This is a genomic window from Streptomyces pratensis (genome assembly GCF_037137275.1).
Lineage (GTDB): Bacteria > Actinomycetota > Actinomycetes > Streptomycetales > Streptomycetaceae > Streptomyces > Streptomyces pratensis_B.
Window position 1 is genome coordinate 1 of sequence record NZ_JBBBEN010000082.1, and the last position, 20,059, is coordinate 20,059.

Below are 20,059 nucleotides of genomic sequence, written 5' to 3' on the forward strand. Positions count from 1 at the left end.
GGTCTCAGATGAGGTGTTTGAAGGTGCCCCAGCCGTGGCCGATCTTGGTGGCGGCGTTGAGGCTGTTGCTCTTGCTGGTGTAGAGGAAGAGGTCGCCGGTGTTGCGGTTGACGGTGATGACGTCTGCGCGTCCGTCGCTGTTGATGTCGGCCAGGGTGAGTTTGTTCATGAGGTGGAAGCTGGTGCCGATTTCGATGGCGTTGCTGATGCCGCCGGAGATGCCGGGGTAGAGCTGGAGGGTTCCGGTGTCTTCGCGGGTGGCGATGAGGTCGGCGATGTTGTCGCCGTTGAAGTCGCCGGCGGCCAGGTTGGTCATCTTCGACCAGCCGCTGCCGATCTGCTTGGTGTAGGTCACTCCGCTGCCGTTGCCGGTGTAGAGGTGCAGGGTGGCGTCTGTTTTGCGGACGGCGACGATGTCGGCCTTGCCGTCGCCGGTGAAGTCGCCGACCGCGAGGTGTTCGATGCCGGTCCAGCTGTGTCCGATTTCCTTGGCGGACTCGAATCCGCCGTCGCCGTCGCCGAGGTAGAGGAACAGTTTGCCGGTGTTCTTGTTGGTGGCGATGAGGTCGCCGTCGCCGTCGCCGTTGAAGTCGGCGCCGGCGACCTTGTCCATGTCGTCCCAGCCGCCGCCGAGCTCCTTCGTGAAGTCCACGCCGGTGGAGCCGTTGCCGTAGTAGAGCTGCAGGGTGTTGGTGGAGTCCACTCCCAGCAGGTCGTCCTTCAGGTCACCGGTGTAATCGTGATCACGGGTAACGGTGACGTCCTCGATGATGTTCTTGTACCGGTACGGAAGGTAGGAACCGGAGTTGTTGAAGTAGGAATACGGGATCGTGCGGCGCACGGCGTGCGGAGGGGTCTGCTCGATGCCCACGTAAGACGTCTTCGAGGAGTCGGTCCAGCGCTCGAACAGGACGACGTGGGAGCCGCTCGTGGGGTTCGAGGGGTTGTGGAAGAGGAGCATGTCCCCCTTCTTCAGTTCCCCCTTGGAGATGCGTGTGGCGTAGGTGTCGAGATTGCCGGTCCAGGCGTTTGTGCCGAGGTTCCAGGCCATGGAGATCAGGCCGGAGCAGTCTGTCCGGTAGCCCTCGCGGTAGTCGTTCATGCTGTACGGCACCTTGGCGGCGACCCAGGTCTTGGCGCGGGCTATGACCGCGCTACGAGTGATCGGAGCCATGGCGGCCGAGGAGTATCCGCTGCGCGCGGTGTCGGTCTTCAGCGGCCCCACTTCGCCCTGGGGGCGCTCGACGTCCCCGGCAGGGGCGCTCACCGTGGCGGGGGTGATCGGGGCCGCCGTCGCGACGGGGGAGAGGGCGAGGGTGCCCAGGACGGTGGCGGAGGCCAGGGCCACTGTGAGGGCAGTGGTGCGTACAGGCTTTGTCGTGGGCATGACTTTTTACTCCTGGTGAGGTGATCGTGTGGTGAAGTCCGCGGCGACTGCCTGCCGAGATGCGGGCGTTCCGCGCGGCGGCGTCCGCGATGCAGGGGGAGCGAGGAGAGGGCCGAAGGGGCGAGGAGCCGCCCGGCGGGGCGGGGCGCGGCCGTCCTGTGGGCATAGCCGCGAAGTCGAGCGGGCCGGCTACTGCCAGCCGAAGTCGCCCTCGGCCAGGTCTTGGCTGGAGGCGTTCCACCGGCCTGAGCCCTGGCTTCCGGCGGCGGCGGCCCCGGAAGCCGCCTCCAGGCCGAGTGCCAGTGATCCTGCGGCAAGGGCGGCGAGGGTGACGACCGCGGCGGCTGTGGTGGTGCGGAGGGCTCTCATGGCGGCTGATCCTTCGGCGGGGAGGGCTCTTCGGGCTGTTCCGCCCCTCTGTTTCGCGGCGCGGTGAAGACGGGCTGTCGTGTTCGCCGGTCGGTGTCCCTTACGGCGAGAACTACTCTCGTCGCAGGTCAAAGGGGTTGGAAGGGCTTTCCGGTGGCCTCAATGGTCCATGCCCCAATGGGGCCAGCAGCGGTGCCTCGGCCGCGCTGAGGCCCCAACCGGCCAGCGTCGTGCAGGTGTTCAGCAACCGATGGCACAGCGCCTCCGCCAGGGCTTCGGCCTCCGACAGCGACTCCGCCACCACGAAGATGCCGAGAACCGGGTCCGGCACGGCATGCGGATGAGCGGTCACGTGCTCCACCCGTTCGCCGGGGCGCGCGAGAGCGAGAACGAGCCGAGCCGCTTCGGCGGGCAGGCAAGCGCCGGGCGGGGCCTGCAGCCGGGCGTGAATCAGATACATGCCCTTGAGCTTGACAACTGGCCGTCGGGCAAGCCGCCCTGGCGATTGGCCTGTTGCGGACATGGGCGGAATGGGCCAGCCTTCTTCTCCGCTCCCCTCCCGCCCTGATTCGCGTGCGATTATCGTGAAGATCACTTCATGGGAAAGTCGCTGAATTGGGGGGCTGTACATGCTGACTTCGTTGGGTGTGGACAGACGGACGGAAGCCGTATACCGCGCGATGCTGACGCACCCGGACGAAGGCGTCGCTGATCTCTGCCGCCGCCTCGGAATGTCGGAGGGAGACATACGTGGCAGCTTCGACCGCCTCAGTGAGCTGGCCCTCGTGCGTCCCTCATCCGAGGAACACGGTCGACTGCGGGCGGTCAGCCCGGACATCGGCATGGAAATCCTGCTCACCCGTCAACAAGCCGAGATCGCTGCTCAGCAGCACCGGGTCGAGACCTCGCGGGCAGCCGCCGCCCAGCTCATCTCCGAATACGCGGATCTGCGGCCGTCGGTCGCTGAGCCCGGCGTGGAGCACCTGGTCGGCCTGGACCGCGTCCGGGAACGCCTGATCCTTTTGCAGCGCGAGGTCCGGGAAGAGGTCATGATCTTCTCCCCGGGGGGCGAGCAGACCCAGGAGAATCTGGAAGCCTCCCGGCCTCTGGACGAGTCCCTGCTGGGCCGGGGGGTCCGTATGCGCACCGTCTATCTCGACAGTGTCCGCAACAGCCCGCATACCGTGGCATACGCCGAATGGCTGAGCGGCCTGGGACGGCAGGCCCGTACCGCGCCCACCTTGCCCGTCCGCCTGATCATCGCGGACCACAGCACCGCGGTCATCCCGGTCGACAGCGACGACACCGCCGCCGGCGCGGTGGTACTCACCGGGCAGGGCGCGCTAGCGGCCCTGTGTGCCTTGTTCGAATCCGTATGGGAGACGGCGAAGCCGTTCGGCGAGGCCGCACCGAGAGACGAAAGGGGGCTGACCGATACGGAGTCGACCGCCCTCAAGTTGCTGGCCGACGGTTTTACCGACGAGGCCATCGCCAAGCGGCTGGGCGTCTCGCACCGGACGGCCCGCCGCGTGGCGACGGGCCTGATGGAACGTCTCGGTGCCCGCAGCCGGTTCGAGGCGGGTGTAGGCGCGGTACGCCGGGGCTGGCTGAGGTAGGACGTACGTGAGGTTGTGATCAGCTTTCGGCCAGACTTCGTCCGAAGGGCTGCCCCGGTAGGCCGGCGGAAAGGCACCGACTGCGCGGCCACTTCGCCACCGCCGCGGCATGATGTTCGAGCGGGACGTGGGGCCGTGGCCGCCTCGTGGGGCGAGATCCTTCCCGGCGCTCCCGGCGCTCCCGGCGCTCCCGGCGCTCCCGGCGCTCCCGGCGCTCCCGGCGCTCCCGGCGCTCCCGGCGCTCCCGGCGCTCCCGGCGCGCTGGGGCGAAGGGGTGCGGGGGCCATCGATCCGCCTTCTGCCGACCGCGCCCCGTGCGGCATCTGCATGACGCCTCACCGGCCACTCTCACCCCGGTTTGACCCCCACATCCCCGCCCCGTAACCTTGACCCTCGGTGTGTTTCCGTACGCACCTGCCCCTGAGCACATCCCTCCCGGTAACGGTCGGTGTTCGCGCCGTCCGCCAGGAGAGGCCGCTCATCCTTCCGGATCGGTGCGGGCTTCGGCCCGTGCGAGCGGCTGGCATCAGGGGACCGTTCCGAGTGAGAGAGAGATCCGCGTGTACGCCATCGTGCGCAGCGGTGGTCGCCAGCACAAGGTTGCTGTCGGCGACATCGTTGAGGTTGACAAGATTTCCACTGCCAAGGTCGGCGACACGGTCGAGCTCTCGACCCTGCTCGTTGTCGACGGCGACGCCGTGACCAGCGACCCGTGGGTCCTGGCCGGGATCAAGGTCCAGGCCGAGATCGTGGACCACCACAAGGGCGCGAAGATCGACATCCTTCGCTACAAGAACAAGACCGGCTACCGCCGTCGCCAGGGTCACCGCCAGCAGTACACGGCGATCAAGGTCACCGGCATCCCCGCGGCTGCGAAGTAAGGGACTGAGAACACATGGCACACAAGAAGGGCGCATCTTCCACTCGGAACGGGCGCGACTCCAATGCTCAGCGGCTCGGCGTGAAGCGCTTCGGCGGCCAGGCCGTCAACGCCGGTGAGATCCTGGTCCGCCAGCGCGGCACCCACTTCCACCCCGGCGCGGGCGTCGGCCGTGGCGGCGACGACACGCTGTTCGCGCTGACCGCCGGTGCGGTGGAGTTCGGCACGCACCGTGGCCGCAAGGTCGTGAACATCGTTCCGCTCGCCGTCTGATTCCTCGACGCGCGCGGTAACGACACACAGCACCTTCCGAGGGCGGATCTCAGCTTTCCCGGCGAACGGGGAAGCGGGTCCGCCCTCGGCGTGTTACGACAGAGACCATCCCGCTTTTTCCTGCTGTACCTGGAGGCACCAACCATGACCACCTTCGTGGACCGCGTCGAGCTGCATGCCGCCGCGGGTAACGGAGGCCACGGCTGCGCCTCCGTCCACCGTGAGAAGTTCAAGCCGCTGGGAGGCCCCGACGGGGGCAACGGCGGTCGCGGCGGCGATGTGATCCTCGTGGTCGAGCAGTCCGTGACCACGCTGCTGGACTACCACCACAGCCCCCACCGCAAGGCCACCAACGGCCAGCCCGGCGCCGGTGACAACCGCTCCGGCAAGGACGGCCAGGACCTGGTCCTGCCCGTGCCGGACGGCACCGTGGTGCTCGACAGGGCGGGGAACGTGCTCGCCGACCTCGTCGGCCAGGGCACCACCTTCGTGGCCGGCCAGGGCGGCCGCGGCGGCCTGGGCAACGCGGCGCTGGCCTCGGCCCGCCGCAAGGCCCCGGGCTTCGCGCTGCTCGGCGAGCCGGGGGAGAGCCGGGACATCGTCCTGGAGCTCAAGACCGTCGCCGACGTGGCCCTCGTGGGGTATCCGAGCGCGGGCAAGTCCTCGCTGATCTCGGTGCTCTCCGCGGCCAAGCCGAAGATCGCGGACTACCCGTTCACCACCCTCGTGCCGAACCTCGGCGTCGTCACCGCCGGCTCGACCGTCTACACCATCGCGGACGTCCCCGGACTCATCCCCGGCGCCAGCCAGGGCAAGGGCCTGGGCCTGGAGTTCCTCCGGCACGTCGAGCGCTGCTCGGTCCTCGTGCACGTCCTGGACACGGCGACCCTGGAGTCCGACCGGGACCCCGTCTCCGACCTCGACATGATCGAGGAGGAGCTGCGGCTGTACGGGGGCCTGGAGAACCGGCCCCGCATCGTCGCCCTCAACAAGGTCGACATCCCGGACGGCCAGGACCTCGCCGACATGATCCGCCCCGACCTGGAGGCCCGCGGCTACCGCGTCTTCGAGGTCTCCGCCATCGCGCACAAGGGCCTCAACGAGTTGAGCTACGCGCTCGCCGGGATCATCGCGGAGGCGCGCGCCGCCAAGCCCAAGGAGGAGACGACCCGTATCGTCATCCGCCCCAAGGCCGTCGACGACGCGGGCTTCACGGTCACCCTGGACGACGAGGGCATCTACCGGGTGCGCGGCGAGAAGCCCGAGCGCTGGGTGCGCCAGACCGACTTCAACAACGACGAGGCCGTCGGCTACCTCGCGGACCGGCTCAACCGCCTCGGGGTCGAGGACGCCCTGATGAAGGCGGGCGCCCGGGCCGGCGACGGTGTGGCGATCGGACCCGAGGAGAACGCGGTCGTCTTCGACTGGGAGCCGACCGTGAGCGCCGGCGCCGAGATGCTCGGCCGCCGCGGTGAGGACCACCGCCTGGAGGAGCCGCGCCCGGCCGCGCAGCGCCGCCGGGACCGCGACGCCGAGCGCGACGACGCACAGAAGCAGTACGACGAGTTCGACCCCTTCTAACCCTGAGGGCGCTCCTCAGGGCGCCCTGTTTTTCCGGGGGACCGGCTTCCGCCGGGACGCTCCCTCCCTCCCGTTTCACCGACGGCCCGTCTCTGCGGAGGCGGGCCGTCCGGTAGCCTCAGGCCCGGGGCTCCGACGGTCACGCCGGGTGCACGCACCGCATATGTGCCGATTACGCAACACCTCTGTGGATTCGGTCACCCCCTCATGCCGGCCCAGCGACCCCCAATCTCCCTGGCCAGACGGTGAACTGCGGGTTTCCGCAGGGCGATCGGTGGGCGACGTCCACCTTGCGAGACGGTCACGGAGAGTGCGACCATCACACTGTTCCCTCGTCATAGCAAGGTAGGTCCTCTGTGTCTGTGCCGCATGAAGCCAAGCCCCGGACCACAGCGGTCGTGCTCGCCGGTGGCACCGGACAGCGCGTGGGCCTGTCGATCCCCAAGCAGCTGCTGAAGATCGCAGGCAAGGCCGTCATCGAGCACACGCTGACGATCTTCGAGAACGCCGAGGGCATCGACGACGTCATCGTGCTGATGGCGCCCGGTTTCGTTCCCGAGGTCGAGAAGATCGTCGCGAAGGCCCACCTGTCCAAGGTCACCCGGATCATCGAAGGCGGCGCCACCCGCAACGAGACCACCGAGCGCGCCATCGCGGCCCTCGGCGAGGGCCTGGCCGAGGGCGAGGACCGCAACGTCCTCTTCCATGACGCGGTGCGCCCCCTGCTGTCACAGCGCGTGATCAAGGACTGCGTCGACGCGCTGGAGCGTTACGAGGCCGTGGACGTCGCCATCCCGTCCGCCGACACGATCATCGTGACCCGTACGCACGGCGGCGACGGCGAGTTCATCACGGACGTGCCCGACCGCTCCCGGCTGCGCCGCGGCCAGACCCCGCAGGCGTTCAAGCTCTCCACGATCCGCAAGGCGTACGCGATCGCGGCGGGGGACCCCAACTTCCAGGCCACCGACGACTGCTCTGTGGTCCTCAAGTACCTCCCCGACGTGCCGATCTACGTGGTCGCCGGCGACGAGTACAACATGAAGGTGACCCAGCCGGTCGACGTCTTCATCGCCGACAAGCTCTTCCAGCTGGCCTCCACCGCAGCACCGCGCCAGGCCGACGAGGCCGCCTACCGGGAGCTCCTGGCCGGCAAGACCCTCGTCGTCTTCGGCGGCTCGTACGGCATCGGCGCCGACATCGCCTCCCTGGCCGAGGGGTACGGCGCGAACGTCTACGCACTGGGCCGCTCCACCACCGGCACCCACGTGGAGAACCCGGAGCACGTGGACGACGCGCTGTCCACGGCGTACGGCGAGACCGGGCGCATCGACTACGTGATCAACACCGCGGGGGTGCTGCGGATCGGCAAGCTGGCCGAGACCGACACCACGACGATCCAGGAAGCCCTGAACGTCAACTACCTGGCTCCCGTCCAGATCGCCCGCGCCTCCTACAAGTATCTCGCCGAGACCCGGGGCCAGTTGCTGCTCTACACCTCCAGCAGCTACACCCGCGGCCGCGCCGAGTACAGCCTGTACTCCTCCACCAAGGCCGCCATGGTCAACCTCACCCAGGCGCTCGCCGACGAGTGGGCGGGCGAGGGCATCCGGGTCAACTGCGTCAACCCGGAGCGCACCGCGACCCCGATGCGCACCAAGGCGTTCGGCCAGGAGCCCGAGGGGTCGCTGCTCTCCTCGGAGGCCGTGGCCCGCACCTCGCTGGACGTCCTGCTCTCCGCGCTGACCGGTCATGTCATCGACGTGCGGCAGCAGGACCCGACGGCCGGGGCCTCCGGTTCCTCCGGCTTCGAGCAGGCTCTGGCCTCCGTGCTGGACCGCCAAGAAGATGTGTAATAATTCTTGACAAATGCGCTTTTCCGGGCCTCTGTTATCGCTTTGAGCGAGCGCAGAGGCCCGAATGCGTGACGTCGCACCTTCGCATTTCCCTCAATAGGTGAATCAACCGGAATTATCAACCGGCACCCTCTGGAGCAGGTTCTTCGTGATCTCGACAGCCATTCGCCTGGCCCGCGTGGGCAGCAGGTCGGAACTGGCGGCAGCGTTGTTGATGGGGCTGGGATATCCCTGCGTCATGCTCGCCGCGCTCATTCCCCACATCTGGTTCTTCGCGGCGGCCGCCGCTGTCACGTACGTCGCCGACTGGTACCTGCACCAGCGGGAGAGTTACCTGGTCAACCGGCTCAGCAAGGTGCGGGCCGGGCTGCCGATCCGCTTCCTGCTGCGCCAGCTGATGCTGATCCTGCTGCTGGCCCGGCTGGACCTCGCGGAGCAGCCGCTGTTCTACGCGGCGGTCGCCTGCTTCCTGCTCTTCTACGGGCTCCAGGCGCCGCACGGCGCGCTGACGACGCTCATCCGGCTACGCCGCACCATGCCGGTCGTCACCCGCAATGTGGACCTGCACGCCGTCCGCATCCCCGACGCCCCGCCGGGCGTGCTGCTGCGGCGGTCCGCCGAGAAGATGCTGCACCTGGACGTCCCGGCGGTGGCGGGCATCCTGATCGCCGCCGAGACCGGCGCGGACGCCATCGGCTACGCGGGCGCCGCCCTCACCCTGCTGCTCGCCGTGGTCTACATCGGCGCGCTCGCCCCGTACGTGCGCCGGGGCCGACTGGCCCCCCCGGCCCCGGCCGTGCTCAAGGCCGTCGACACCTGGCTGCGCGAGTACCGGCCGACCGTGGCCCTCTACTTCTCAGGCTCCAACGAGTCGGCGTACCAGGGCAACATGTGGCTGGAGACCATGGCCCGCATCGAGGGCCGGCCGCTGATCATCATGCGGGAGCGCGGTCTCGTGCCGCAGCTGGCCGAGACGTCGGTCCCGGTCCTCTGCGTGCCCGCGGGCACGCATCTGATGAACCTGGACCTCTCCACCGTCAAGGTCTGCCTGTATCCCGCCAACGTCGGCAAGAACATCCACATCCTGCGTGTGCCGACCATGAAGCACGTCTTCATCGGCCACGGCGACAGCGACAAGCTGGCCAGCGTCAACCCGTACTCCAAGGTCTACGACGAGGTGTGGACCGCGGGCCGGGCCGGACGCGACCGTTACGCCCTGGCCGACGTGGGCGTCCGCGACGAGGACATCGTCGAGGTCGGCCGTCCGCAGCTGGAGCCCATCAAGAGCTGGACCGGGACCGCCAAGAACCCCATTCCGACCGTGCTGTACGCGCCCACCTGGGAGGGCTGGGACGACAGCCCGGGCAACACCTCCCTGCTGCTGGCGGGCGAGAACATCGTGCGGCGGCTGCTGGACGCCGACCAGCCGGTCCGGGTCATCTACAAGCCGCACCCCTTCACCGGCATCCGCAGCGCCAAGGCCAAGGCCGTCAACGCACGCATCCGGTCGATGCTGGAGGCGGCGGCCGCCCAGCGCGCCGCCGACCCCCGCTGGGTGAAGGAGGCCGCGTCGGCCGCCGCCGCGCAGAGCGCCGCCAAGGCCGAGCTGGAGCGGATCGAGGCGCGACTCGCGGAGCTGGCCTCCATCGGCCGCTCGGGCGGCGACGACGCCGAGGAGTCGCGGGTCTCGCTCGCCGACCCCGCCCGCGAGGCCGGGACGGCGCGGCTGCGGGCCGAGTGGAACGACGCCTTCTGGCGCTCGTTCGGCTGGTGGGAGCACCGTACGGTGACCGGCGCGCAGCCCAAGCTGTACGACTGCTTCAACGAGTCCGACGCCATGGTTTCGGACATCTCCAGCGTGGTCTCCGACTTCATCGCGAGCGGCAAGCCGTACGCGGTCACCGACTCCGCGGCCCTGGGCGCGGAGGAGTTCAAGCGGCAGAACACCGCCGTGCGCGCCGCGGTCATCCTGTCCAACGGGGCCGAGGAGCTGGACGAGCTGCTGGCCGCCGTGGCCGACCCGGCGGCGGACACCCTGGCGGGGGCGCGCCGTGAGCTGAAGACGTATCTGCTGGGGCCCGACGAGCCGACCTCCATGGAGCAGTTCAACGCCGCCGTGCGGGCACTGGCCGCCAAGGCCGAGGCCCGTAATCTCCGGGTGGCCCAGCGCATGGGCGATCAGGCCGTGGCGGTCCCGGACGAGGAGGCCGTCTCCAGTGGCGTCGGCGATCCGCAGGCCGTCGCCGAGGCGGACGCCACGGCGGACCCGGACGTCTCGGACACGCCGAATGACGCAGAGGCCCAGGCCGGGGCGACCGCTGTCGCCGAGGGAACCGCGCCCGCGCGCTGAGCGCCGCACATCTGATCGAACTGGCTGAAAATAAGGCAACCTTGACCACGACCCGCACGTCTCCCCCTCGGGAGGGACGTGCGGGTCGTCCGTCATGGTGCTGCACAAGGGGTGCAGAGTCGGGCAATCCATCCTCTTTCGTGATCAAATTGACAGGTGCACATGGTCGACATGCCCAGGAAGAACGACGAGCCCGATGTCAGTGTGATCATCGGAGCTTATGACGCCATGCCCTATCTGGTCCGCTGTCTGGAGTCCGTCGAGGCCCAGACCATCGGCGCCGACCGTATGGAGATCATCGCGGTCGACGACGGTTCCACGGACGGTACGGGCGCGTATCTGGAGGAATTCGCCGCCCGGTCCGCCATTTCCACACGAGTCGTCCGGCAGGAGAATTCCGGCGGCCCCAGCGGCCCCCGCAATCGCGGCCTGGGTCTCGCCCGCGGCCGGTACGTCTTCTTTCTCGACGCCGACGACTATTTCGGCGAGGAAGCTCTGGAGCGCATGGTCGCCATGGGCGACCGCGCGGGCACGGACGTGGTGCTCGGGAAGATCGTCGGCGTCAACCGCGGGGCCGCGAAGTCGATGTGGAAGGAGACCGTCGAGCGGGCCGACCTGTATTCCTCGAACATCAAATTCACGCTGAGTGCGCAGAAGCTGTTCCGGCGCGACCTCCTCGTACGCCTCGGCATGAGCTTCGACGAGAAGCTGAAGACCGGCGAGGACGCCCTGTTCACCATGGAGGCGTATCTGCGCGGCAACGGCGTCTCCGTCGTCGCCGACTACACCTGCTACTACCTGGTGGGCCGTGAGGACCGCAACCAGATGACCAAGAAGGGCGGTTACGCCCGGCGCTTCGACTCGGCCCGCGCCCTCGCCCGGCTCATCGCCGACCACGTGCCGGCGGGCCCCCGGCGCGACGCCCTGATGGTGCGGCCGTTCGTCATCACGCTCCTGCCCCAGTTCGGCCCCGGGCTGCTGAAGCAGTCGGCCGAGGTCCGCGAGCGCAAGATGGCGCTGGCCGCCCCCCTGATGGAGGCCTACTGGACGCCGGGGCTGGCTCACCGCCTCAAGGTCGACGAGCGGCTGCGGCTGACCTGCGTCGCGCAGGGGCGGCTCGACCTGCTGCTGGACGTCCTGGCCTTCCTGCGCGCCAAGAAGGAGCCCGAACTCGTGCGCCGGGGCGCCCCTTTGCGCCTTCACCTGGCCTACCCGCACTTCGGCGAGAGCTCCGTGCTGCCCGATGGGACCTACGAGGTGACCGTCACCGAATGGATCGGCGGGCGGCGCATCGAGCCGCCGCAGCGCACATCCCGCGCCTCCACCGCCCGTCGGGTGGTGCGCAAGGCCCGCCGGGTGCTGCTGCGCGCCCTGCGCGCCCCCCGGGCGCACCGGGCGTGAGCCGGGGCCCGGAGGGCCGAGAGCGACCGGGCGGGCCATCGGTGACGGGTGTCACGTCATACTGTGGGGCAACCATGAGACCGTTGGACCGGTCTCGTCAACGCCCCGTTCTTCTGGGGTTCGACATCTGCACGTCCCCCGGAAAGGCCCTCCCCCCGTGGTGTCCCTCGAAGCGATCCCCGAAGAGCTCAGCAGGCTCATGAAGTACTTCCCGGAGACTCCGGTCGAGGAGCGCGCCGCCTTCCACAGCGCAGCCAAGGACTTCCTGGACCGGGCAGCCCCCAAGCTCGTCCGGAAGTTCTCCCCGATGGCCCGCGTCAAGTGGCACCTGGCGGCCAGCGGACGCGGCGACGAGCTGGTGGACCTGCTGCACTACGAGCGGGAGAACCCGGGAGTCTTCTCCGTCCGCGGCCTGCGGCGCGCCCGCATCGAACTGCCCGGCGTGGAGAGCTCCTCACTGCCCTCCTCCGTGCGCAACTTCAACCGCAGCGAACTGCCGGTGCGCGGCAAGCTGCTGGACCTCCGCTGGGAGGAGGGCAAGCTCCTCGTCAAGGGCTACGCCTACATCCCCAACGTCCCCTCCGCCACCGGCAAGCACTCGCTGCGAGTCGCCGTGCTCCGGCGCCAGGGCAGCCGCAGCACCCTTCCGCTCCGGATGCGCACGGTGCTGGAGCCCCGCGCCACCGCCGAGGCGAAGAGCGCCCTGCACAACTACGACCGGTCGGGCTTCGAGATCGCCGTCGACCCGTCCCGGCTGCGCGTCCGCGGCCAGTGGCAGCCCGGCACCTGGCGTCTGGGCGTCGGCATCCCGCGCCCCGGCGGCATGTCCGTGGGCGGCATCACCAAGAACAACGCGGGCGCGGCCGGACACAGCTGCACCCGCTTCCTGGACGACGGCGTCCGCCTCGTCGCCGGCTTCGACCGCAACCGGCTCAGGCTCTCCGTCGACGTCGTGCCCGCAGAGGTCGTCGCCCAGGAGGCCGACGGCGAGGGTCTCACCGTCACCCTGCGCTCCCGCGCCGACGCCTCCGCGGAGCAGCGCCCCACCGCCCTGCGGATCGACCACGAGGCCGACGGCTTCGCCACCGACCTGCCGCTCCAGCGGGGCGAGAAGGGCCCCGACGGCTGGCTCCGCCACACCGCCCGCCTCGACTTCGCCGACCTGCCCGTCGACGGCATCGAGCCCGGCAAGGCCCGTAAGTACCGCGCGCTGATCGTCTTCGCCGACGGCGCCACCCGCCGCGCCACCATCGGCGCGCAGACCGTCACCGGCGTCCACCCGCTGCCGGACGGGCGCGAGTTCGCGATCCTCACCGACGGCGCGGGCAACTTCACCCCGCAGGTGCGCACGGTCCAGCCGGTCGTCGACGAGGTCCGCTGGAGCGCCGACGGCGAACTGGTGCTCTCCGGCGCCTACACCGGCCCGGCCGAGCAGATGACGATGGTCCTGCGCCACACCGGCCGCAACGAGGACCGGCCGCTGCCCGTCGACTTCGCCGACGGCCGGTTCACCGCCCGCCTGCGCCCGGACAGCATGCCCACGTACGAGGGCGCCGTGCCGCTGCGCGCCGGCCGCTGGATGCCGCGGCTGCGCCTGCGCACCGAGTGGGACCACACCCGCGACCTCCCCGTCACCCTCCGCCCCGACCTCGTCGGGACCCTGCCGCTGTCCCACCGGGGCGAGCAGCGCACGTACACCGTGGACCGGGTCGACTTCGACCGGATCTTCGTCGAGTCCGGCCCCGTCCTCGCCCCGGAGCTGCGCGGCGCCTACCGCCAGCGCCTCATGCGCGACGTCTACACCCCCGAGCAGCGCAAGCTGCCCCTGCGCGAGGCCGTGCTCTACAACAGCTTCGGCGGCAAGCAGTTCTCCGACTCGCCCCGCGCGGTCTACGAGGAGCTGAAGCGCCGCGGCGCCGACGTCGAGCACATCGCGATGGTCCACGACCAGCAGGTCGTCCTGCCGCCCGGTGTCCGGGGCGTCGAGTGGGGCAGCAAGGAGTGGTACGAGGCACTGGCCCGCAGCCGGTACGTCGTGACCAACGGCGGCATCCGCGAGTGGTTCGTCCGGCGCGAGGGCCAGGTCGTCGTCCAGACCTGGCACGGCACCCCGCTCAAGCGCATCGGCGCCGACCTGCTCGGCACCCCGAAGGCGAACCTGGCCTACATCGCGAGCCTCCCGCAGCGCTCCCGCCAGTACAGCCTGTTCATCACGCCGAACGCCTTCACCACGCCGATCATGACGAACTCCTTCCGCCTCCAGTGCGAGGTGCTGGAGGCCGGCTACCCGCGCAACGACGTCTTCCACGCCCCCGACCGCGTCAAGCGCGCCGCGGCCGTACGCGACAAGCTCGGCATCCCCGCGGACAAGAAGGTCGTCCTGTACGCCCCCACCTGGCGCGACGACCAGCGCTACGGCGGTCGCCGGTTCAAGCTGGACAACCAGATCGACGTCGAGGCAGCCCGCCGTGAGCTCGGCGACGACCACGTGCTGCTCTACCGCAAGCACCACAAGGTCCTCGACTCCATCCCCGGCGCCGGACAGGGCTTCGTCTACGACGTCACGTACTACCCGGACATCGCCGACCTCTACCTGATCGCCGACGTGCTGATCACGGACTACTCCTCGGTGCTGTTCGACTTCGCCCACTCCGGGCGGCCGATGCTCTTCTTCACCTACGACCTGGAGCACTACCGCGACACCCTGCGCGGCTTCTACTTCGACTTCACCTCCCGCGCGCCCGGCCCGCTGATCAAGACCTCGGAGGACCTGGTCGCGGCGATCCGGAACATCGACGCGGTGAGCGAGGAGTACCGGGAGAAGTACGCCCAGTTCCGGGTCGACTTCTGCGAGCCCTCCGACGGCAGGGCCTCCGCCCGCGTCGTCGACCGGATGCTCGCCATCAAGGACGAACAGCAGGCCTGACCGCCCTCCCGGGCCCCGCTCGCCCCCGCCCGGCGGCTGTCCACCGGGCGGAACGGGCGGGCGGCGGGGGCTGCGGCTCGCGTACTGTGACGTGCCGGGGACGGGGCGCGCCGGCACCGCCCTCCGAGGCGGCCGAGACCGCCGGCCCCCGGGCACCGGGGCGGACCAGAGCGAGGAATCACGTGTCAGAGCACAGGCCGTCGATCCACCGGCCAGGGGTGACCGACGCCCGCAGGATCGTCGTCAAGGTCGGCTCCTCCTCGCTCACCACGGCCTCCGGCGGCCTCGACGCCGACCGGGTCGACGCCCTCGTCGACGTCCTCGCCAAGGTCAGGGACGGCGGCGAACGCGAGGTCGTCCTCGTCTCCAGCGGCGCCATCGCCGCCGGGCTGGCTCCGCTCGGCCTCGTCCGCCGGCCGGGGGACCTGGCCCGCCAGCAGGCCGCCGCCAGCGTCGGCCAGGGCCTCCTGGTGGCCCGCTACACCGCCTCGTTCGCCCGCTACGGCGTCCGCGTCGGCCAGGTGCTCCTCACCGCCGACGACACCAGCCGCCGCGGGCACTACAGCAACGCCTACCGCACCCTGGACCAGCTCCTGAAGATGGGGGCCGTGCCCGTCGTCAACGAGAACGACACCGTCGCCACCGACGAGATCCGCTTCGGCGACAACGACCGGCTCGCCGCTCTCGTCGCCCACCTGGTCCACGCCGACCTGCTGGTCCTCCTCTCCGACGTGGACGGACTCTACGACGGGCCGCCCGGGACCCCCGGCGTCTCCCGGCTCGCCGAGGTCACCGGCCCCGACGACCTCGCGGGCGTCACCATCGGCAGCGCCGGGAAGGCGGGCGTGGGCACCGGAGGCATGGTCACCAAGGTCGAGGCCGCCCGCATCGCCACCGCCGCCGGGGTCCCCGTCGTCCTCACCTCCGCCAGCCGGGCCGCCGACGCCCTCGCGGGCCGGGACACCGGCACCTACTTCCGTCCCACCGGCCGCCGCTCCGCCGACCGGCTCCTGTGGCTGGCCCACGCCTCCACCCCGCGGGGCGCCCTCACCCTCGACGAGGGCGCCGTCCAGGCCGTGGTCGAGCGGCGCACCTCGCTGCTGCCCGCCGGGATCTTTGCCGTCGAGGGTGAGTTCAGCGCCGGCGACCCGGTCGAGCTGCGCGACCCGCACGGCGCCCCGGTCGCCCGTGGGCTCGTCAACTTCGACGCCAAGGAGATCCCCCAGCTGCTCGGCCGCTCCACCCGGGACCTGGCCCGCGAACTGGGGCCCGCCTACGAGCGCGAGGTCGTACACAGGGACGATCTGGTCATTCTCGTGCCCCGCCTCACCCCCTGAACCGGCGGAAAGTCCGTCCTGCGGCGGGGACCTTCACCAAAACCGCCCCACGCCCGGCTGTGGACTGCTCCAATTTGAAGCGGGGGAACAGGGGAACCGCACAGCAACACACCACAGGAGGCCGCCGGTGAGACGAGCGCGCCCGGGGGCGCCGCCCCGAGGCACGGCCAGCCGCGCCCTGACGAGTGTCGGAGCGGGGGCGGACTTCGACCAGCGTCCGCTGCCGGCGGACACCGCCGTACAGGAGCCGGTCACGACGGCGAAGGAGGAGCCCCAGCAGTCGAAGCTCTGGCACATCACCCTCAGCGTCTCGGGCGCCGAGGCGCCGCTGGGGGAGGTGAGACGCGGTCTGGAGCAGCTTGCACACGACCACCCTTTTCTGCTGACCAGCCGCTATGCCAACGACCACGCGGAGATCCGCTACTGGGAAGAGGCCCGCGATCTGCACGACGCGGCCGCGGTCGCCCTGCGGTTGTGGGGCGAGCACCGCTCCAGCGCCCAGCTCCCGCCCTGGAAGATCGTCGGCCTCGAAGTCATCGACCGCGAGACGTACCACCTGCGCATCGCCGAGGGGTACGGACCACCGCCCGCCGCCCCCGTAGGGGTGCACCCCTACTGACGCGTCGTGGCGACGGCCGGCCCCCGGCCCGGCCGTCTCGCATCACGGGATACGTGACGGATGCCCGCAGAGCGCGCATTACTCTGCGGGCATGACCACGCTCTCGCCCTACGACAACCTCTCCCCGGTCGCGCAGACCGCCTACCGGGCCCGTTCGGCCGCCGCCGACATCGCGCCCCTGCCGCGCTCGGCCAAGGACGACGCGCTGCTGGCCATCGCCGACGCCCTCGAAGTGCGCACCAGCGAGATCGTCGAGGCCAACGCGCAGGACGTCGCACGGGCCCGTGAGGCCGGGACGAGCGAAGGCGTCATCGACCGCCTCACCCTCACCCCCGACCGCGTCCGCGCCATCGCCGCGGACGTGCGGGACGTCGCCGCACTGCCCGACCCGGTCGGTGAAGTGGTGCGCGGTTCGACCCTGCCCAACGGCATCGACCTCCGCCAGGTGCGGGTCCCGCTCGGCGTGGTCGGCATCATCTACGAGGCCCGCCCCAACGTCACCGTCGACGCGGCGGCCCTCTGCCTCAAGTCGGGCAACGCCGTACTGCTGCGCGGCTCCTCCTCCGCCTACGCCTCCAACACGGCGCTCGTCCGGGTCCTGCGCGACGCGGTCGGCGGCTCCGGCCTGCCGGCCGACGCGGTGCAACTGGTCCCGGGCGAGAGCCGTGACTCCGTACGCGAACTGATGCGGGCCCGCGGCCTGGTCGACGTCCTCATCCCGCGCGGCGGCGCCTCGCTGATCCGCACTGTCGTCGAGGAGTCCACCGTGCCGGTCATCGAGACGGGCACCGGCAACTGCCATGTGTACGTCGACGCCGAGACGGACCTGGACATGGCGGTCGACATCCTGATCAACTCCAAGGCGCAACGCCCCAGCGTCTGCAACGCGGCGGAGACCCTGCTCGTCCACAAGGACGTCGCCGACGCCTTCCTGCCGCTCGCCCTGGACGCGCTCGCCGAGGCCGGGGTCACCGTCCACGGCGACGAGCACGTCCTCGCCCACGCGGAGGGCTCCAAGGCCACCGTGGTCGCGGCGACGACGGACGACTGGGAGACCGAGTACCTCGGTCACGACATCGCGGCGGCGGTCGTGGACTCCCTGGACGCCGCGGTCGCCCACATCCGGCTCTGGTCCTCCGGCCACACCGAGGCGATCGTCACCACCTCCCAGGCCGCCGCCCGCCGGTTCACCCAATGGGTGGATTCGACCACGGTCGCCGTGAACGCCTCCACGCGGTTCACGGACGGCGGACAGTTCGGCTTCGGCGCCGAGATCGGCATCTCCACGCAGAAGCTGCACGCCCGCGGTCCGATGGGCCTTCCGGAGCTGACCTCGACGAAGTACATCGTCACCGGCGACGGACACGTCCGCTGACCCTTCGCCCCGGCCGCCTGGGGGCCTCAGGGTCCGGACCGACGGGGTCCGGGCCCCGGGTCCGGCCCCCGCGCGCGTGCCGGTCGTGTCCGCTCGGTGACCGGCCGGGAGTTCGCTCGGTCCCTGCCCAAAACGCCCCGGCCCGGTTACGCTGAATCCGTGCCGGACGACGTGGGGGGCAAGCCGTTCCCGGACGGCGGGGAGCCCGACGACGACCGCGGGGGCGCGGACCAGGACTTCGCCTCCGTGGTGTTCGACGAGGACTTCGTCCGGGCCGCCACCGTCCACGAGCCCACCGCAGTGGAGCGCCTGCTGGCCGCCGCCGAGGCCCGCGCCGAGGCGGAAGCGGCCCGCGACCGCACCGGCCGCCGCCCGGCCGCCGACCCGCACCGCGACGACGGCCCCTACGGGCGTTCCCGGGGCGGCCACCGGGACGACGACGGCGACCCGGACGACGGCGACCGCGCCCGCACAGAGCCGGGCCCCTACGGCCGCCACGGCGGCTCCCTGCGGCCCTACCGCAACTCCGCCCGCTGGCACCGGCCGGTCGCCTGGCTGCTGGCCCTGGTGATGGGCGTCGGCATGGTCGCCCTCGCCTTCAGCGCCGTCTACCGGGGCTCCTCCGCCGACCGTCAGGACGAAGTGCCCCAGCAGCCGACCACCAGCGGCGTCGGCCAGCCCCAGGACGCTTCCCCGGGCGCTCCCTCGGCCCCCGCCGACCACTCCCGCCCCACCGTCTCCGCCGACCCCCGAAGTCCCTGAGCAGGAGGACGGCCACTCCCGTGGCCGCCCGCCGGTCCGCGGCACACGCTCCCGCCGGAGAACCGGGAGGCGCCCGGCCCCGCCTCCGGTCCGCCCGCGCCCTCCCGTCACCCGTTCGCCGGTGTCCCGCGCCGGCGGTTCCCGTCGGCCCCCGCTCGCACGCTTCCGGTGATGGGCGCGGGCGGCGCCCGGCGGACCGGGGCCGGAAGACGTCGTGCCGGGCGTCGTGGGCCCGGCCGGGTCCCGTCGGACGCCCCTAGCCTGACGCTGTGGCCCCTCGCTTTCGGGGGGCTCTCGCCGCCGGACGCTCCACGGCCCCAGCAGGCCGTCGCGCTCCGAACCGAACCGACCGGTGTGGAGATCGGGAGAGACGTCATGACAGGCCGCTCAGAACCGCCGGACGGCCCGCTGGAGAACGCCGCGGGCGGCGAGGACGAATACCGCTCCCTCGTCTTCGACGAGTCATTCGTCCGGGCCGCACGGACACAGGAGTTCTCGGCCCGGGAACGCATGGGTGAGGACGCCCGCGCGGTGCGCACGCTGCCCGCGGCGACTGCCTCCGCCCGCGGCCGCGGCAGTGGTCGGACCACGGTGGCGCTGGTCGTCCTGATCGCCGTCGCCTTCACCCTGGCGGTCTACAACGGCTTCCGGAGCCCGTACCCGCGGTCCGCCGCCCGGCAGGCCGAACCCCTGCGCACGACTCTCGTCCCCCTCGCCCCTCGGGGCGCCGTCCCCGGCGGGTCACCCGAGCGGCTGTACACGTCGGAGCCGGTCGCCGGACACGGGACGGGCGCGGCAGGCATCGCCCTCCCCGCCGCACGGCGCACACGGAGCTTCTCCGAGAGCCAGATCACCGCCGCTCTCGCCAGGGTCAAGGACTACCTGGTGGAGTCGTCCCTTAACCCCGACGTCCTGACGGGCGCGGTCCGCAGGCCTGTCGAGCAGCTCCTCGACCCGGCCCAGCGGGCCCAGTTCGAACGCAGCATGAGCAGCCCGGCGGACGACGGCAGGCACGCCGCCACCGGATGGGTGGTGCGCTTCGACCCGCAGTGGGCCGAGCTCGCGACCCCGCAGGTCAGGGTGGAGGGCGCCCTCTCCTACGAGGAGGAGGCGGCGGGCGTCCTGCGCGTCGTCTCCGACCACACGTTCACCTACGCCGTGCGCCCTGCGGACGGGACCCGCCGGAAGGACGACGCCTCCCTGTTCACCGTGCGGCGCGAGCTGCACTTCGGCTTCGACCGGGAGGACCTGCGGCGGCACCGGCTGGAGGTGCGCACCGCGAACGTCCAGGCCGGGCCGCTGTCCTGCTCGGCCGACACGGCGGCGG

The 20,059-nt window shown here is 70.9% G+C and carries 16 protein-coding genes; 13 read left to right on the forward strand and 3 right to left on the reverse strand.

Annotated features, from left to right (window positions below; all coding sequences use genetic code 11):
• Positions 1 to 4 precede the first annotated feature (4 nt).
• The 3 genes from V9U70_RS10375 to V9U70_RS10385 form a co-directional block, all read right to left on the reverse strand.
• Positions 5 to 1,387, reverse strand: a complete 1,383-nt coding sequence (locus V9U70_RS10375; protein WP_336674218.1) for a C40 family peptidase — start codon at positions 1,385 to 1,387, stop codon at positions 5 to 7.
• Positions 1,388 to 1,576: 189 nt separating this feature from the next.
• Positions 1,577 to 1,756 carry a hypothetical protein gene (locus tag V9U70_RS10380; protein ID WP_336674219.1) on the reverse strand — a complete coding sequence of 60 codons (180 nt, stop codon included), beginning with the start codon at positions 1,754 to 1,756 and terminating at the stop codon, positions 1,577 to 1,579.
• Between the two features lie 112 nt (positions 1,757 to 1,868).
• On the reverse strand, positions 1,869 to 2,216 hold the full coding sequence (locus tag V9U70_RS10385) for a hypothetical protein (protein ID WP_336674220.1): 348 nt from the start codon (positions 2,214 to 2,216) through the stop codon (positions 1,869 to 1,871).
• A gap of 169 nt (positions 2,217 to 2,385) precedes the next feature.
• On the opposite strand from V9U70_RS10385, the gene V9U70_RS10390 reads away from it, so the two are divergent.
• From V9U70_RS10390 to V9U70_RS10450, 13 genes are all read left to right on the forward strand, one after another.
• On the forward strand, positions 2,386 to 3,372 hold the full coding sequence (locus V9U70_RS10390; protein ID WP_336674221.1) for a helix-turn-helix transcriptional regulator: 987 nt from the start codon (positions 2,386 to 2,388) through the stop codon (positions 3,370 to 3,372).
• Positions 3,373 to 3,932: 560 nt separating this feature from the next.
• The gene (gene rplU, locus V9U70_RS10395; RefSeq protein ID WP_008738952.1) at positions 3,933 to 4,253 is read left to right on the forward strand and encodes a 50S ribosomal protein L21; all 321 of its coding nucleotides are present in this window, start codon (positions 3,933 to 3,935) and stop codon (positions 4,251 to 4,253) included.
• Positions 4,254 to 4,267: 14 nt separating this feature from the next.
• Positions 4,268 to 4,525 (forward strand): 50S ribosomal protein L27, encoded by a 258-nt coding sequence (gene rpmA / locus V9U70_RS10400; RefSeq protein WP_006124388.1) that lies wholly within the window; start codon positions 4,268 to 4,270, stop codon positions 4,523 to 4,525.
• Between the two features lie 144 nt (positions 4,526 to 4,669).
• Entirely contained in the window at positions 4,670 to 6,106 is a 1,437-nt protein-coding gene (gene obgE, locus V9U70_RS10405) for a GTPase ObgE (protein WP_336674222.1), read from the forward strand.
• 356 nt (positions 6,107 to 6,462) lie between these two features.
• Positions 6,463 to 7,962 (forward strand): bifunctional cytidylyltransferase/SDR family oxidoreductase, encoded by a 1,500-nt coding sequence (locus tag V9U70_RS10410; RefSeq protein ID WP_336674223.1) that lies wholly within the window; start codon positions 6,463 to 6,465, stop codon positions 7,960 to 7,962.
• A gap of 148 nt (positions 7,963 to 8,110) precedes the next feature.
• Positions 8,111 to 10,312, forward strand: a complete 2,202-nt coding sequence (locus V9U70_RS10415) for a hypothetical protein (protein WP_336674224.1) — start codon at positions 8,111 to 8,113, stop codon at positions 10,310 to 10,312.
• A 162-nt stretch (positions 10,313 to 10,474) separates the two neighbouring features.
• Entirely contained in the window at positions 10,475 to 11,713 is a 1,239-nt protein-coding gene (locus tag V9U70_RS10420) for a glycosyltransferase family 2 protein (RefSeq protein WP_336674311.1), read from the forward strand.
• A 157-nt stretch (positions 11,714 to 11,870) separates the two neighbouring features.
• Complete coding sequence (locus V9U70_RS10425; protein WP_336674225.1) at positions 11,871 to 14,639, forward strand: CDP-glycerol glycerophosphotransferase family protein; 2,769 nt, start codon at positions 11,871 to 11,873, stop codon at positions 14,637 to 14,639.
• Positions 14,640 to 14,821: 182 nt separating this feature from the next.
• Positions 14,822 to 15,976, forward strand: coding sequence for a glutamate 5-kinase (gene proB, locus V9U70_RS10430; protein ID WP_336674226.1), 1,155 nt, complete (start codon positions 14,822 to 14,824; stop codon positions 15,974 to 15,976).
• 127 nt (positions 15,977 to 16,103) lie between these two features.
• Positions 16,104 to 16,595: a hypothetical protein gene (locus V9U70_RS10435; protein ID WP_336674227.1), complete on the forward strand. Its 492-nt coding sequence runs from the start codon at positions 16,104 to 16,106 to the stop codon at positions 16,593 to 16,595.
• A gap of 91 nt (positions 16,596 to 16,686) precedes the next feature.
• Positions 16,687 to 17,970, forward strand: coding sequence for a glutamate-5-semialdehyde dehydrogenase (locus V9U70_RS10440; protein WP_336674228.1), 1,284 nt, complete (start codon positions 16,687 to 16,689; stop codon positions 17,968 to 17,970).
• A 159-nt stretch (positions 17,971 to 18,129) separates the two neighbouring features.
• On the forward strand, positions 18,130 to 18,732 hold the full coding sequence (locus tag V9U70_RS10445; RefSeq protein WP_336674229.1) for an SCO2584 family spore wall biosynthesis protein: 603 nt from the start codon (positions 18,130 to 18,132) through the stop codon (positions 18,730 to 18,732).
• A gap of 375 nt (positions 18,733 to 19,107) precedes the next feature.
• Positions 19,108 to 20,059 (forward strand): SCO2583 family membrane protein (locus tag V9U70_RS10450; protein WP_336674230.1); only part of this gene is annotated, 952 nt, incomplete at its 3' end.

Coding starts and splice junctions, on each gene's coding strand:
- V9U70_RS10375 (WP_336674218.1), bottom strand. CDS start 1,387: ATGCCCACGACAAAGCCTGTACGCACCACTGCCCTCACAGTGGCCCTG.
- V9U70_RS10380 (WP_336674219.1), bottom strand. CDS start 1,756: ATGAGAGCCCTCCGCACCACCACAGCCGCCGCGGTCGTCACCCTCGCC.
- V9U70_RS10385 (WP_336674220.1), bottom strand. CDS start 2,216: ATGTATCTGATTCACGCCCGGCTGCAGGCCCCGCCCGGCGCTTGCCTG.
- V9U70_RS10390 (WP_336674221.1), top strand. CDS start 2,386: ATGCTGACTTCGTTGGGTGTGGACAGACGGACGGAAGCCGTATACCGC.
- rpmA (WP_006124388.1), top strand. CDS start 4,268: ATGGCACACAAGAAGGGCGCATCTTCCACTCGGAACGGGCGCGACTCC.
- obgE (WP_336674222.1), top strand. CDS start 4,670: ATGACCACCTTCGTGGACCGCGTCGAGCTGCATGCCGCCGCGGGTAAC.
- V9U70_RS10420 (WP_336674311.1), top strand. CDS start 10,475: ATGGTCGACATGCCCAGGAAGAACGACGAGCCCGATGTCAGTGTGATC.
- V9U70_RS10440 (WP_336674228.1), top strand. CDS start 16,687: ATGACCACGCTCTCGCCCTACGACAACCTCTCCCCGGTCGCGCAGACC.